The 14857-nt window shown below is 40.3% G+C and carries 18 protein-coding genes; 14 read left to right on the top strand and 4 right to left on the bottom strand.

Going from position 1 to position 14857, the window contains the following annotated elements:
- Positions 1–17: 17 nt before the first annotated feature.
- From BLQ18_RS04400 to BLQ18_RS04345, 12 genes are all read left to right on the top strand, one after another.
- The gene (locus BLQ18_RS04400) at positions 18–335 is read left to right on the top strand and encodes a DUF4286 family protein (RefSeq protein ID WP_090293074.1); all 318 of its coding nucleotides are present in this window, start codon (positions 18–20) and stop codon (positions 333–335) included.
- Positions 336–339: 4 nt separating this feature from the next.
- A complete protein-coding gene (locus BLQ18_RS04395) occupies positions 340–648 on the top strand; it encodes a gamma-glutamylcyclotransferase family protein (RefSeq protein ID WP_090293071.1) in 309 nt (102 codons plus the stop codon).
- A 17-nt stretch (positions 649–665) separates the two neighbouring features.
- Positions 666–1535: a 16S rRNA (adenine(1518)-N(6)/adenine(1519)-N(6))-dimethyltransferase RsmA gene (rsmA, locus tag BLQ18_RS04390; protein ID WP_090293069.1), complete on the top strand. Its 870-nt coding sequence runs from the start codon at positions 666–668 to the stop codon at positions 1533–1535.
- Positions 1522–2874, top strand: a complete 1353-nt coding sequence (mgtE, locus tag BLQ18_RS04385) for a magnesium transporter (protein ID WP_090293066.1) — start codon at positions 1522–1524, stop codon at positions 2872–2874. Before rsmA ends, mgtE begins: the two co-directional genes overlap by 14 nt.
- A 5-nt stretch (positions 2875–2879) precedes the next feature.
- Positions 2880–3245: a cupin domain-containing protein gene (locus BLQ18_RS04380; protein WP_090293064.1), complete on the top strand. Its 366-nt coding sequence runs from the start codon at positions 2880–2882 to the stop codon at positions 3243–3245.
- 19 nt (positions 3246–3264) lie between these two features.
- Positions 3265–4197, top strand: a complete 933-nt coding sequence (locus BLQ18_RS04375) for a 2-hydroxyacid dehydrogenase (protein WP_090293062.1) — start codon at positions 3265–3267, stop codon at positions 4195–4197.
- A gap of 9 nt (positions 4198–4206) precedes the next feature.
- Positions 4207–4617, top strand: coding sequence for a response regulator transcription factor (locus BLQ18_RS17165; RefSeq protein WP_090293059.1), 411 nt, complete (start codon positions 4207–4209; stop codon positions 4615–4617).
- A 96-nt stretch (positions 4618–4713) separates the two neighbouring features.
- A complete protein-coding gene (locus BLQ18_RS04365; RefSeq protein WP_090293057.1) occupies positions 4714–5220 on the top strand; it encodes a DUF4199 domain-containing protein in 507 nt (168 codons plus the stop codon).
- A 7-nt stretch (positions 5221–5227) separates the two neighbouring features.
- Complete coding sequence (locus BLQ18_RS04360) at positions 5228–5686, top strand: DUF1801 domain-containing protein (RefSeq protein ID WP_090293054.1); 459 nt, start codon at positions 5228–5230, stop codon at positions 5684–5686.
- Positions 5683–6069, top strand: a complete 387-nt coding sequence (locus tag BLQ18_RS04355) for a VOC family protein (protein WP_090293052.1) — start codon at positions 5683–5685, stop codon at positions 6067–6069. The genes BLQ18_RS04360 and BLQ18_RS04355 overlap by 4 nt, the downstream gene beginning before the upstream one ends.
- A 50-nt stretch (positions 6070–6119) precedes the next feature.
- Entirely contained in the window at positions 6120–6506 is a 387-nt protein-coding gene (locus BLQ18_RS04350; RefSeq protein ID WP_090293049.1) for a hypothetical protein, read from the top strand.
- An 84-nt stretch (positions 6507–6590) separates the two neighbouring features.
- A complete protein-coding gene (locus tag BLQ18_RS04345) occupies positions 6591–7082 on the top strand; it encodes a GNAT family N-acetyltransferase (protein WP_090293046.1) in 492 nt (163 codons plus the stop codon).
- Here BLQ18_RS04345 and BLQ18_RS04340 read toward each other — a convergent pair.
- From BLQ18_RS04340 to BLQ18_RS04330, 3 genes are all read right to left on the bottom strand, one after another.
- A complete protein-coding gene (locus tag BLQ18_RS04340; protein WP_090293044.1) occupies positions 7079–8899 on the bottom strand; it encodes a GNAT family N-acyltransferase in 1821 nt (606 codons plus the stop codon). The two genes, BLQ18_RS04345 and BLQ18_RS04340, sit on opposite strands and share 4 nt — an antisense overlap.
- A gap of 79 nt (positions 8900–8978) precedes the next feature.
- Positions 8979–10229 (bottom strand): aspartate kinase, encoded by a 1251-nt coding sequence (locus tag BLQ18_RS04335; RefSeq protein ID WP_090293041.1) that lies wholly within the window; start codon positions 10227–10229, stop codon positions 8979–8981.
- A gap of 29 nt (positions 10230–10258) precedes the next feature.
- Positions 10259–10741, bottom strand: a complete 483-nt coding sequence (locus tag BLQ18_RS04330) for a GNAT family N-acetyltransferase (protein ID WP_090293040.1) — start codon at positions 10739–10741, stop codon at positions 10259–10261.
- A gap of 109 nt (positions 10742–10850) precedes the next feature.
- Here BLQ18_RS04330 and fbp point away from each other — a divergent pair, with 109 nt between their 5' ends.
- Entirely contained in the window at positions 10851–11858 is a 1008-nt protein-coding gene (gene fbp, locus BLQ18_RS04325) for a class 1 fructose-bisphosphatase (RefSeq protein ID WP_090293037.1), read from the top strand.
- Here the strand turns inward: fbp and BLQ18_RS04320 are convergent.
- Positions 11855–12277: a tellurite resistance TerB family protein gene (locus BLQ18_RS04320; protein ID WP_090293035.1), complete on the bottom strand. Its 423-nt coding sequence runs from the start codon at positions 12275–12277 to the stop codon at positions 11855–11857. The two genes, fbp and BLQ18_RS04320, sit on opposite strands and share 4 nt — an antisense overlap.
- Positions 12278–12375: 98 nt before the next feature.
- On the opposite strand from BLQ18_RS04320, the gene BLQ18_RS04315 reads away from it, so the two are divergent.
- Positions 12376–14838 carry a ligase-associated DNA damage response DEXH box helicase gene (locus tag BLQ18_RS04315; RefSeq protein ID WP_090293032.1) on the top strand — a complete coding sequence of 821 codons (2463 nt, stop codon included), beginning with the start codon at positions 12376–12378 and terminating at the stop codon, positions 14836–14838.
- Positions 14839–14857 lie beyond the last annotated feature (19 nt).

Here is a 14857-nt window from a genome sequence, read left to right as displayed (position 1 = left end):
CATCAAACCACAGGCTAATGCTTATTTATAATGTAACCATCAATATAGATACCCAAGTTCATGATGAATGGTTGTCTTGGATGCGGGACAAACACATTCCCGATATGCTTTCCACAGGTAAATTTTCACATGCCAAAATGGTAAAAGTATTGGTGGAGGAAGATATGGGAGGTGTAACCTATTCCATTCAATATACCACCCAAGACCGTAAAACCTTGGAAGCGTATTACAAAGAAGACGCTGAAAGGTTACGTGGAGATGCCCAGAAGTTGTTTCCCAATAAGTTTGTGGCCTTTAGGACAGAATTGGAAGTGGTAAGCCAACAAATTCCATAGATTCATGGAATATTTGTTTACCTATGGCACCCTGCAAGACACGCAGGTGCAGGAATATATTTTTGGTCGAATATTGAATGGACAATCCGATTGTGTTCTCGGATTCAAAGTCTTGGAAAATGCCGTTTATGGCAAATATGCCTTGGCGCAACAAACCCTAAACCTAGCAGATGAAGTGCCAGGTGTGGTTTATGAGGTAACCCTTTCCGAACTTAAAAAAGCCGATGTGTATGAAACCAGTGCCTATCGTCGAGAGAAATTCCCCTTGAAATCTGGCAAGCAGGCCTGGATTTATGTCGAAAATTCCAACTAACTTGCAAAAAAACACCCGTGTCCAAAAAGAAGAAAAAGAAATACACCCCTCGCGGACCGCAATCCCATAACAACGATCATGATGGCGCCGTTAAAGCCAAAAAGCATTTAGGGCAGCATTTTTTAAAGGATGAATCGGTAGCTCAGAAAATTGCGGAAACACTTTCACTTACTGGCTACAAAAACGTTTTGGAAATTGGTCCAGGAATGGGGGTACTAACCAAACACTTGTTGCAACGCGATTTGGATCTAGTGGCCATGGATTTGGATGAAGAATCCATCGTGTATCTCAACCACACCTTTCCTTTGGAATATCACGATATTCTAAAAAAGAATAATCGTCTCAACATTATCGAAGCGGATTTTTTAAAGTTCAATCTCACGGAACTTTATGGGGAGGAGCAATTCGCCATTACAGGAAACTTCCCTTATAATATTTCGAGTCAGATTGTTTTTAAAATGCTCGAAATGCGTCAACAGATACCCGAATTTTCAGGAATGTTCCAGAAAGAAGTGGCCAAGCGCATCTGCGAAAAACCAGGAAGCAAAACCTATGGCATACTTTCCGTTTTGGTACAAGCATTTTATACCGCGGAATATCTTTTCACAGTTCCACCAGGAGTTTTTGACCCACCACCAAAGGTGGATTCTGGGGTTTTGTTATTGACCCGCAAAGCAGAACAGCAACTGGACTGTGACGAACGATTGTTTTTCAAAGTGGTAAAAACTGCATTCAACCAACGAAGGAAAACCCTCCGAAACAGCCTTAAAACCTTTGCGCTTTCTGATAATCTAAAAGAAGACACTATCTTTGACCAACGCCCAGAACAGCTTAGTGTGGCAGATTTTGTAACGTTGACCCAAAAGATAGCCAATGACCCCGTTTAAACTCACAGACGAACTTTTAGAAGACATCAAGCAACTGATCGCCGATAATGGGGATGCCCAGCTTCAGGAGATGATGAAAGAGTTCCACTACGCCGATATTGCCGAAATAGCGGACGAATTGGAAGTGGAGGAAGCCACCTACCTCATCAAATTGCTCGATAGTGAGAAAACTTCGGATATCCTGGCCGAAATGCACGAGGACATTCGTGAGGCCGTATTGAGCAATTTAACCGCTAAGGAAATTGCTGGCGAGCTGGAGGAATTGGATACGGATGACGCGGCGGATATTATCAACGAACTTCCCAAAGAAATTGTCCAAGAGGTAATTTCTGAAATTGAAGATAGGGAACACGCCAAGCATATTGTTGACCTTTTACGCTATGAGGAGGACACCGCTGGTGGACTTATGGCTAAAGAGTTGGTGAAGGTGAACGAAAACTGGAACGTACTTACCTGTGTGAAGGAAATGCGTGCCCAGGCAGAAAACGTGACCCGTGTGCACTCCATTTATGTTGTGGATGATGAAGGCAGGTTGAAAGGCCGACTTTCGTTAAAAGATTTGTTGACCACCTCAACGAAGACCAATATCAAAGATGTGTACATCGATAAAGTCGATTACGTAAATGTGAATGAAAAAGGTGAAGAAGTTGCAAAGATCATGTCCAAATATGACTTGGAAGCCATTCCAGTTGTTGATGAAATTGGCAGACTGGTAGGTCGTATTACCATTGATGACATTGTGGATGTAATTCGGGAAGAAGCCGATAAAGATTACCAAATGGCGGCTGGTATATCGCAAGATGTGGAAGCGGATGACAGCATTTGGGACCTTACCCGTGCCCGATTGCCTTGGTTGATTCTTGGATTAATCGGTGGACTTGGAGCAGCAGCTATAATGGGTGGTTTTGAAGAAATGATATCCAAACATGCCGTACTGTTCTTTTTCACTCCTCTTATTGCTGCGATGGCAGGAAATGTCGGAGTACAATCCAGTGCGATTATTGTTCAAGGTCTTGCCAATGACGATTTAAAAGGGAGCATTAGCGGTAGATTGGTCAAAGAAATGCTTTTAGCCCTATTGAATGGTGTTATTTTGGCGGTCTTACTATTGGTTTTTACATGGGCATGGAAAGGTACTTTCTCCACTGCAGCAGCTATTTCACTTTCATTGATTATCGTAATTGTTGTTGCTGGATTGATAGGAACCTTTATTCCTCTTTTTCTCCACAAAAGAAACATCGACCCAGCCATTGCCACAGGGCCCTTTATCACCACAAGTAATGACATCTTCGGAATTTTGATCTACTTCACCATTGCTAAAATTATTTTGGGAATTTAAGCTATATGAAATCCATCAACCTAAAAGCTAAGCACGCAGAGTTTACCAATCAATGGCATCCACACCAGATTGCGGTTGTGGACGATATGCAAGTGCTATTGGCCAAGATACAAGGTGAATTTGTTTGGCACGCCCACGAGCATGAGGATGAACTTTTTCAAGTAATCAAGGGCACCCTTTATATGCAGTTTAGGGATAGAACCGAAGTAGTTAATGAAGGTGAGATCATTGTGGTTCCAAAAGGTGTGGAACATAATCCCATGACCAAAAACGGAGAAGAAGTGCATGTGCTTCTATTTGAAAAACTATCTACGGCGCATACAGGAAATGTGCAGCACGAGAAAACCCAAACTGTTTATCCAAAAATCTAGGAGTTGTATATTTGACCCTATGAAAGTTCTCCACCTTGACACCAATCACCCACTGCTTTTAGATCAATTCGCAGAGTTAGGTTTTGAAAACCACGAAGATTATACCTCAACTAAAGAGGAAGTAGAAAACAAAATCCACGAATACGACGGAATCATCATTCGCAGTAGGTTTACCATTGACCAACAATTTTTGGACAAGGCCACCAACCTCAAATTTATTGGTCGTGTAGGAGCTGGTCTGGAAAACATTGATGTGGAGCACGCCAAGTTCAAGAACGTATTTATGGCTTCTGCTCCAGAAGGTAACCGAAATGCTGTTGGGGAACATGCTTTGGGCATGTTATTGTCACTCATGAACAACCTTTGCAAAGCCAACAAACAGGTGAAAAAAGGAAAATGGGACCGCGAAGGAAACCGCGGTGTGGAATTGGATGGCAGAACCGTCGGAATCATCGGATACGGAAACATGGGGAAATCCTTTGCCAAAAAACTACGTGGGTTTGATGTAGAGGTAATTTGCTATGACATAGTTGGTGGAGTTGGTGATGAAAATGCACGTCAAGTAGGTATCATGGAATTTATGCAACGTTCGGATGTCGTCAGTTTGCATGTACCGCAGACAGAATTAACCACTGGTATGGTCAACACCGAATTTATTGAAGGATTCCATAAACCTTTTTGGCTGTTGAACACGGCCAGAGGTAAATGTATTATTACCAAAGATTTGGTTGCTGCACTTAAATCGGGAAAAGTATTAGGTGCTGGTTTGGACGTATTGGAGTATGAGAAAAAATCGTTTGAGAACATGTTCATCCAAAAGCCAAAAGCTTTTAAATACTTACGCAAAGCCAAAAATGTATTGCTTACTCCCCACGTTGCTGGCTGGACTGTGGAAAGCAAAGAAAAACTGGCCCAAACAATTGTAGACAAGGTCAAAGAAAGATTTTGCTAATTTTAATGGGTGAAAAAGACCGTTTTTGTTTTCTCGGCACTTATAATTGCTTTGTTGCTGCTCTTCAAGTTGAGTAGATATGCTTACCTATCGGGTGACCTTTCCATAGAAATTGTAATTGGAGTTATTGCTATTGTCTTTTTTGTAGTTGGGATCTACATCAATAAAAAATCTCTGCAAAAAGAAAAAAACCACTTCATTGATCATAAAAAAATAGAAGAGTTGGGTATTAGCAAACGGGAATATGAAGTGTTGGTGCAAATTTCCAAAGGGTTTTCCAACAAAGAAATAGCAGATACACTTTTTCTATCAGAAAGCACTATCAAAACCCATGTATCTAACCTTTTGGTGAAGCTCGACTCCAAACGCAGAACCCAGGCCATAGAAAAGGCAAAAAATCTTCAAATTCTCCCTATTTAGCTCTTATTAAACAAACAATTGGTGTTTTTGGTACTTTAGTATGAGTACTGAACAGGCTCTTACAGCTACTTTTGATTCAACCAATAAGCAGTAAAAATGAAAAAGACGATTTTGAGATTTGGAGCCTATGGCAGTATTACCATATGTATCCTATTTATAATTAGTTGGTTTGTTCTGGACCATCTTCCCATGTACATACAGGAGGTTTTGGGTTTTGCCTCCATGATTGTCTCCTTGAGCTTTGTGTATTTTGGAATCAAGCATTATAGGGATAAGGAGAATGGTGGGAAGGTAGGTTTCAAAAAAGCCTTGGCCATCGGCATTCTGATCAGCTTGATCACGGCCCTAATTTTCGGGTTGTTGGATATGCTATACTCCCAAGTACTCAATCCAGAATTTATGGACGAATATTACAGTGAGGTGATCCCCGATATGAAAGCAAGTCTTCCCGCCAACGAATTGGATGCCAAATTGGCCGAACTGGAAGCCCAGCGCGAACAGTTTTCCAACCCGATTTTTTTGTTTGTCTTTATGGCCTCAAACGTTTTTGTCATAGGATTTATAATTACCTTGTTATCATCACTCATACTCCAACGCAAATAGCATTGTTATGACGATAGATGCAAAAACACCTGAAGAATACCTTGAAAAATTGCCTGAAGAGCGAAAAGATGCCTTTTCCAAACTTCGAGAAACCGTTAAAAAGCATTTGCCCGAAGGTTTCGAGGAGTGCATCAACTATAAAATGTTGGGCTATGTGGTGCCCCATGCCCTATATCCAGACGGATACCATTGCGACCCAAAACTTCCATTGCCGTTTATCAATATTGCATCACAAAAAAACTTTGTGGCTTTGTACCACATGGGCATTTATGCCAATCCTGAAATGTTGGATTGGTTTGTGAAAGAATATCCCAAGCATGTTTCCACCAAACTGGATATGGGAAAAAGCTGTATCCGTTTCAAAAAGATGGATCAAATTCCATTTGATTTGATTGGGCAACTCTGTGAAAAAATGACTCCACAGGATTGGATAAAAATATATGAAAACCAAATTAAAAAATCATGAAAAATAGAGTTACAGGATTGGGCGGGTTTTTCTTCAAGACCAAAGACCCAGATCACATTAAAAGTTGGTACAAAACCCATTTGGGATTAAACACCGATCAATACGGCTGTACTTTCTGGTGGAAAGACAAAGAAGGGAAAGATTGTTCCACCCAATGGAGCCCGATGGGAGAAAAGACCGAATACTTTAAGCCCAGTGAAAAGCAGTTTATGATAAATTTTAGGGTGGAAAATTTAGCTGAATTGCTGGAAACCTTAAAAGAGGAAGGAGTAACAGTAGTTGGTGAAATGGAGGAGTATTCATACGGTAAGTTTGGATGGATTTTAGATCCTGAAGGAAACAAATTGGAATTATGGGAACCTATAGATAAAGCCTTTCTTTAATATTGATTTATTTTCTACTTTTAGGTACACATTAACCAACACATTAAAACATGTCAGAAGAAAAAAAAGATTTCGGTGACAAAGCCGAAGAAGCAGCCAAAGAATTCCAAGAGGATGTAAAAGAAGCTTTTTCTCCCAACAATCCTGATAGTGGTAAAACAGTTGCCATTATTGCACATTTAACATTGATTGGCTGGATTGTCGCAATAATAATGAACAGTAGCAATAAAACCGAAATAGGGTCATTCTATGTGCGACAAGTATTGGGAATTGCCTTGATAGGAATTGTTTTAGGTCTTATCCCTATCATTAATATGATTGCTTGGATTTTTCCATTTGTTTTGTGGATTGCCAGTTTAATTGGTGCCATCAATGGAAACCAAAAACCAGTCTTTTTGGTGGGTGAATATTTCCAAAATTGGTTCAAAGGATTATAAGGAATTTTAAAAGTCGGATTTAAAATATCCGACTTTTTTATTATCTACATCTATCGCAATATTACAATAAAAGAAAAACGACTTATGAAAATTAGACCAATGACTGCGGAGGATTGGGATTCGGTTTCCCAAATTTATGCCGAGGGAATTGCTACAGGTTTTGCCACATTTGAAACCCAAACCCCAACTTTTGAGCATTGGGACAAGGCCCATATTTCCAAATGCAGATTTGTAGCCGAAGAGGATGGTGAAATTATGGGTTGGGTAGCCCTTTCACCCGTATCAAGCCGTTGTGTGTATGGTGGTGTAGGTGAAGTAAGTGTCTACATTGCAACCAAAAGTCGTGGAAAGGGCGTTGGTAAACAACTGATGCAAAGACTGATCGAAGAAAGTGAAAAAGCTGGGTATTGGACACTGCAATCAGGGGTGTTTCCTGAAAATGAAGCCAGTATTAAACTCCATGACAAGGTAGGGTTTCGATTTATTGGAAAACGAGAACGGGTTGGCAAGATCCATGGGATCTGGAAAGATAACTTGCTTTTTGAAAAGCGAAGTGAAAAGGTTGGGGTAGACTAATCTTCTTCTGTAATTCCGTTTCCTTCAGCCAATTTACGTTCCAACTCCGCTTGAAATTCTTCCATAACAGGTTTTACGGTGCTCTCGGGCAAATCGGCAATTTTAATGTACATCAAACCATCCACCGAGTTGTTGAACAAAGGATCTACATTAAATGCCACCACCTTGGCATTCTGCTTAATGTATTTTTTGATCAATACAGGCAAGCGAAGACTTCCTGGTTCCACCTCACTGATCAGCTTATCAAATTTATTGAGGTCAGCCTGAGTTTCATCAAATACGAATTCCTTGTCCGCATCATTGAGTTTTACCTTAAATTCCTTTTTAGGTCGAATGTATTGGGCCACATAAGGATCCCAATAATTGGACTTCATAAACTCAATCATCAAGGATTTTGAGAAATTGGAAAACTGATTGCTGATGCTTACCCCTCCAATCAAATATTTATGTTCTGGATGCCTTAAAGTGGTATGCACTATCCCTTTCCAGAGTAAAAAGAGCGGCATTGGTTTCTGTTGATATTCTTTCACAATATAAGCCCTACCCATTTCAATGGATTTCTCCATCATGCCATACAATTCAGACTCAAATCGGAACAAATCCTGCAGATAAAAACCATCTATCCCGTACTTTTTAAAAATCTGTGACCCTAATCCCATGCGGTAAGCTCCTACGATGGCTTTGGATTCATCATCCCACAAAAACAAATGATGGTAGTATGAATCGAACTTGTCCAAATCAATGGCATTGTTGGTCCCTTCCCCTACTTCCCTAAAAGTAACTTCGCGTTGTCTCCCGATTTCATTCAAACAAAAAGGCATGTCCTTGGCTTGGGCCAAATACACTTCATAGTTTTTGCTTTGGAGCATTCTACAGTCCTTTTTGCGCAATTTTTCAATCTCACCCTCCAATACTTTTGCACTAATCGGAGAAGCAATCTTTTTAGGTGGTTTAGGAATTTTAAGTGAAGTTGGCACCTTATCAAACAATCGTTCCCTTTCAAAAACATTGGCCAACAAATACGTTTTTTTGCGGAGCAATTCGGTATAACCATCCAAGGTTTCCTCTTCTTGTTGAGTTGCCACCGAAATGGGTTGACCAATCCGCACTTTAATAGGTCGTCTACTTTGAGAGGTCAATTCCGATGGTAATTTGGCCGTTCGGAATACATCATCAATCTTGGACAATCGGTAAAAGAGTCGACTGTTCTTCGCATGAAAATAAATGGGAACCACGGGAACTTCCGCTTTTCGAATCAGTTTGATGGCGGCTTCTTCCCAAGGTTTGTCCACCACCAATTTCCCATCTCGATACGTTGACACCTCCCCTGCAGGAAAAATACCTAGAGGATGCCCCTCATTTAGGTGTTTCAGTGCATTTTTGAAACCAGCGATACTGCTTTTGGCATCCTTATGGTTTTCAAAAGGATTCACTGGCATAATGTAGGGCTTTAACGGCTCAATCCGATGCAATAAAAAGTTGGCTATAATTTTATAATCGGGTCGTTCGTTCGACAAAAGCTTTAATAACAACACCCCATCAATTCCGCCTAAAGGATGATTACTAATGGTGATGTACGGACCTGTTTTAGGGAGACGTTTGATATCTTCTTCAGGAATATCGAAATCAATTTCATAATGATCCAATATGCTGTCCAAGAACTCTGGACCAGACAAATCTTTGTTCTTATTATAAAATCGGTTGATGGTGGTTATTCTGGTGGCTACCATTAAAAGCCATCCGACAAAGGTGCCAAAAAAGCCATATTTGTCCATATTGATGACTTTCGCCACCTCTTTTGCCGTAACCAAACCCATGAAGTAGATATTTAGGTAAGCGTAAAGATAGAAAATTAACGCTATTGGGTTTTTTACCTAAATATGAAATCTAACAATCCTATTTCACCACCAACTGAACGGTCTCTTTTCCACGCTGTTCCACCAAAACAGATTTTCCATTTTGAAGTGATTTTACGGCCTCATCATTAAAATGACGAATGGTATAAAGTGATACATCTTCGTGACATACTACTTTGAATTTGCGTTTTAACTCTTCCAACAAAGGTTGAAGTCCTTTGAATTTATTGTCCAAACAAACCGAAAAACTAATGGCTGAATTCTGGATCATATCCACTTTTAGTCGATGATCATGGAACAATTTGAAAATTTCGCTGATATTATTTTCCACAATGAATGAGAAATCCAAAGATGATAATTTCAACAACACTTGATTCTTTTTCACAATAAAACAAGGCACTTTGGGCACAATGCCTACTCCTTTCCCAACTGTGGTTCCAGGATCTTTTGGGCTTACAAAAGATTTCACATGCAGAGGAATTTCTTTTCTTTGAAGTGGCTGTAATGTTTTTGGGTGAATAACCGATGCGCCATAAAATGCCAACTCAATGGCCTCACGATAGGAAATCTGTTCCAACAATTCCGCATTTTCAAAATTTCGTGGGTCAGCATTCAACACGCCAGGAACATCTTTCCAAATGGTCACCGATTCGGCATTTAAGCAATAGGCCAGAATTGCTGCGGTATAATCCGAACCTTCACGGCCTAAAGTAGTAGTAAAGTTATTATCGTCACTGCCCAAAAATCCTTGGGTGATGTTCAAATTGGCCATATCCACATGGTTCACCACTTCTGCTTGGGTACGTTCCCAATTTACTTGTGCATCGCGATAGGTGTTATCCGTTTTGATCATGCTACGCACATCCAACCATGTATTTGGAATGTTCACTTCATTCAAATAGGCACTCATAATGGTGGTCGACAACAATTCACCATAACATACCACTTGATCATAGACAAAGGCATATTTAGGGGACTTGTTCCAAGCCAAAAATCCTTTCAACTCCTCAAAAAGCAATTTCACTTTTGCGTGAATTGGGTGTTGTGGGTTTTCAAATAGATCGGCTAAAATCCCCTGGTGATATTCCTCAACTTCTTGAATGGCTGTTGGTAGATTATTTTTATCATTAAAGTAAGACTCCACCACATTTTCCATGGCATTGGTGGTCTTTCCCATAGCGGAAATTACAACCAAGGTGTCTTTGTAACCCACTTCTTGTAAAACGCTCACCACATTTTTTACCGCATCTGCATCTTTAACCGATGCTCCTCCAAACTTAAATACTCTCATGTATTTTATGCTCTTATTTGTTTGAAAACCTAGTTAAGGGTTTCCATATAATTTTTAATTCCTGTTTCGTCCATTTGTACTACATCCCAATCGCGCAGTACTTTGGCTCCTTTTTTCTCGTAAAACTCAATGGCGGGTTCATTCCAATCCAAAACCTCCCAACAAATACGTCGAACGCCAAGGTTGTGACCATACTTTATAACTTCATCCAATAAGGCAGAACCTAAACCACTTCCTCGCATACGTTCAGCCACAATAAGATCTTCCAAATGAATGGCAGGTCCTTTCCAAGTGGAATATCTCGGATACACCAATGCGATACCAGCAATACCTTCTGAAGTTTCAGCCACAAAACAATGGAACATCTTCTCTCCTTCAAAACCATCCTTTATAAGGTCCTCCACAGTGACTTCTACCGCATCAGGTTCCTTTTCAAAATCAGCCAGTTCCTGAATCAGCCCTAGTACTTGTTCCATGTCTTCGGGTCGTGCATCCCGTATTGAAAAATCCATATTGTTATAAATAAAACTCAAAGTTATAAAATTTCAAAAGTAATCTCCAACGAAAACGTTGTAGTTTCACAAAATGCACGATATTTGCCTATAAATAAAACAGCCTTTCATGTTCGATAAACAGCGACTCACCATGGGCGAGTTCATCATCGCCAACCAAAACTCATTTCGATACACTTCAGGGGAACTTTCTAGACTACTAAATGGCATTCGTTTGGCGGCCAAAGTAGTGAACCATGAGGTAAATAAAGCTGGGCTTGTTGATATCACTGGAGCTGCGGGTGACACCAACATTCAAGGTGAAGACCAACAAAAATTGGATGTGTTGGCAAACGAAAAATTTATTGAAACACTGAAGAACCGTGAAATTGTATGTGGTATTGCTTCCGAAGAGGAAGATGATTTTATCAGCATCAATAGTTTTGACAGGCAGCACCAGAATAAATATGTGGTTCTGATCGATCCTTTGGATGGGTCCTCCAACATAGATGTAAATGTATCGGTTGGAACTATTTTTTCGATATACCGACGAGTGACTCCTGTGGGGACTCCTGTTACTTTGGAAGATTTTCTTCAACCTGGTAAAAACCAAATTGCAGCAGGATATATTATTTATGGCACATCAACCATGTATGTTTACACTACAGGGCATGGCGTAAATGGTTTCACCTTAAACCCTGCCTTGGGAACTTTTTATCTTTCGCATCCTAACATGCAATTTCCAGAAGATGGACAAATTTACTCTGTAAACGAAGGGAACTACATCCACTTTCCGCAAGGCGTTAAAGATTATATTAAGTATTGCCAGATGGAAGAGGGCGACCGACCTTATACCTCAAGGTATATTGGATCCTTGGTTTCAGACTTTCATAGGAACATGATCAAAGGAGGAATCTACATGTATCCAAAAAGCAGCAAAGCTCAAAATGGTAAGCTTCGTTTACTTTATGAATGTAACCCCATGGCATTTTTGGCCGAACAAGCCAATGGAAAAGCCAGTGATGGATACAGACGCATCATGGACATTCAACCTACAGAATTGCACGAAAGAGTTCCTTTCTTCTGCGGAAGTAAAAAAATGGTGGAAAAAGCCGAAGAATTTATGTCTCGTTCTTAACGAGTAACCAATTCGTGGTAATCTTCGAATGGGATTTTACCAGTGAAGATTGCGATGGACTTGTCTACAATTTCCGAAGCTTTCTTAGGTGAAAAGCCAAGACCTACCGCATATTTTTCTACCAATAATCGCTCTTCTTTGTCAATACCGTGGTCACTGAAAATTATTTGAAAGAACTCAAATAATCTTTTAAATCTTTTTTCACCACTGTGAGGCGTTTCAATTGGGTATTTATTTTCCTTTTTCATTACCTCCTTAATCTCGGCTTCGGTAATGTTCAATTTAAAGGCAAATTTTTCCAGAATTGCTTTCTCCTCTGGATTGATCTCACCATCTATCGCGGCCAAACTTGCCAAAGTGGCAAAATGGGCCAAGTTTTTTCTATGGTCTCCGTGCTCGTAAAGATCTAAAATTGGCATGTCTCTAATTTTGTGCAACAAATATAAATCTTATCGCAAAAAAGCAGGTACAAACCCATGAAAGAAATTCGTAATTTTCAATTTTAAGTAGCTCTACCCTGCAAGACCCTGAACTTTTTCATATTGCCAAAAATTGGTTCCAAGAGCAAAATTGGACACCATTTCCGTTTCAAAAAGAGACCTGGAAGGTCTTTTTGGATGGTAAACATGGATTGTTGAATGCACCCACGGGAAGCGGAAAAACCTATGCCCTCTGGTTTCCGATTGTTTTGAATTACATCAAAAACCATCCCGACTATAAAACCAAACATAAAAAAGGATTAAAAGCGATTTGGATTACCCCACTCCGTGCTCTTTCGCAAGAAATAAAACAATCTGCAGAACGAATTACCCAAGATTTGGACACTCAAATGACGGTTGGCATCCGAACTGGAGATACTTCAACCAAAGAACGGGCAAAAATGCGTACCAACATGCCCGATTTGTTGATCACTACTCCTGAAAGTCTTCATCTGTTGCTCTCCTCAAAAGGGTATGCCAAAACTTTTAAGGACTGTACTGCCATTGTGGTAGACGAGTGGCATGAACTATTAGGTTCCAAACGAGGGGTTCAGATGGAATTAGGTCTTTCCCGATTAAAAACAGTTTGTAAAGAATTACGCATTTGGGGCATATCGGCAACTATAGGCAATCTGGAACAAGCAAGAGAAGTTTTATTGGGACCAACCTCACCTGAACTCGAAAATTCAGTTTTGATCAAAGCCAACCTCAATAAAAAAATCACGGTAAAGAGTATTATTCCAAAGGAAATGGAAACTTTTCCTTGGCGCGGGCATTTGGGATTGCATTTGTTGGACCAAGTGATTCCAATCATCAAAAAAAGTAGAACCACTTTGCTTTTTACCAATACCCGAAGTCAATGTGAAATCTGGTTTCAAAAAATTCTGGAAAAGTATCCAGAGTTTGCTGGTGAAATGGCCATGCACCACGGTAGCATCAACAAAGAAACCCGACTTTGGGTGGAACAGGCCATTCGAAATGAAAGTTTAAAAGCCGTGGTCTGCACTTCCAGCTTAGATCTCGGAGTAGATTTTGCTCCCGTGGAAACAGTCGTCCAAATTGGGGGACCTAAAGGCGTTGCCCGATTTTTGCAACGTGCGGGACGCAGCGGACACCGCCCAGGAAAGGAAAGTGTCATCTATTTTTTGCCCACACATGCCATGGAACTTATTGAGGCTTCTGCCATGCAAAAGGCAGTACTGAACAGTGCAGTGGAAGACCGAATTCCTTACTTGAACAGTTTTGATGTACTTATTCAATATTTAACAACCTTGGCTGTTTCGGACGGGTTTTATCCTGACGAAATTTATCCCGAAATCAAACAGACATTTTGCTTTCAAGCCATTTCTGATGAGCAATGGCAATGGTTGCTCAATTTTTTGGTGATGGGGAGTCAAAGTCTAAAAACTTATGACGAATACAAAAAAGTAGAGGTTAAAAATGATGGCAAATTTGTGGTGAACAGTAGGATGGTTGCCATGCGACACCGATTCCAAATCGGAACCATAGTTGGTGACGCTTCCATTTCCGTTCGCTATCAAAAAGGAGGCTACATTGGCACTATTGAAGAATATTTTATCTCCAAATTAAGTCCTGGGGATGTTTTCACCTTTGCTGGTCGAAATTTGGAGTTTATAAGAATCCAGGGGATGTCTGCCCATGTTCGAAATTCAAACAAAAGAACCAACAAAGTACCCAGTTGGATGGGCGGCCGTTTGAGTTTTTCAGCAAAAATGTCCGAATTACTACGTCAAGAACTTTATACAGCCGAGTTGGACATTTCGGAACAATCGGAAGAAATTCAAGCATTGGAACAAATGTTTTCCAAACAGCGAGAAGAAAGCATTGTTCCCCAACCCCATCAGTTTTTGATTGAAACGTTCAAAACACGAGATGGCTTCCACCATATGTTTTACCCCTTTGAGGGACGTGCCATCCACGAGGGAATGAGCAGTTTATTGGCCTATCGTATCAGTTTGTTGTCACCCATCACCTGCTCACTCGCGTTCAACGATTATGGATTCGAATTACTTTCTGACCGAGAAATTGATATCCAAGAGGTTTTGGACAACAATCTTTTCACTCCAGAATATATGTTGTCCGATCTTCAAAAAAGTTTGAACTCCAACGAAATGGCCCGAAGAAAGTTCCGTGACATTGCTGTTATCAGCGGAATGGTGTTTACGGGACAACCTGGAAAAGGCATAAAAATGAAGCATCTGCAAAGCAGTTCCCAATTGCTGTTTGATGTTTTCCGTGATTTTGAGGATGATAATTTGCTTTACCAACAAGCGTACACCGAAACTTTTGAACATCAATTGGAAGAGGGGCGTTTACGATTGGCTTTGGAGCGCATTGCCCAACAAGAAATAGTTTGGAAACAGTGTTCACAGCCCACGCCTTTTTCATTTCCAATTATAACCGATAGACTACGGGAAAAACTATCCAATGAAAAATTGGCGGATCGCATTAAAAAAATGATGGCTAAATTGACCAAATAATTAGATTTTTCCTTGTATG

It is taken from the genome of Flagellimonas zhangzhouensis (assembly GCF_900102925.1).
Classification (GTDB): domain Bacteria; phylum Bacteroidota; class Bacteroidia; order Flavobacteriales; family Flavobacteriaceae; genus Flagellimonas; species Flagellimonas zhangzhouensis.
Note: the sequence above shows the minus strand (reverse complement) of the source record. Positions and strands in the feature narration are given on the sequence as shown.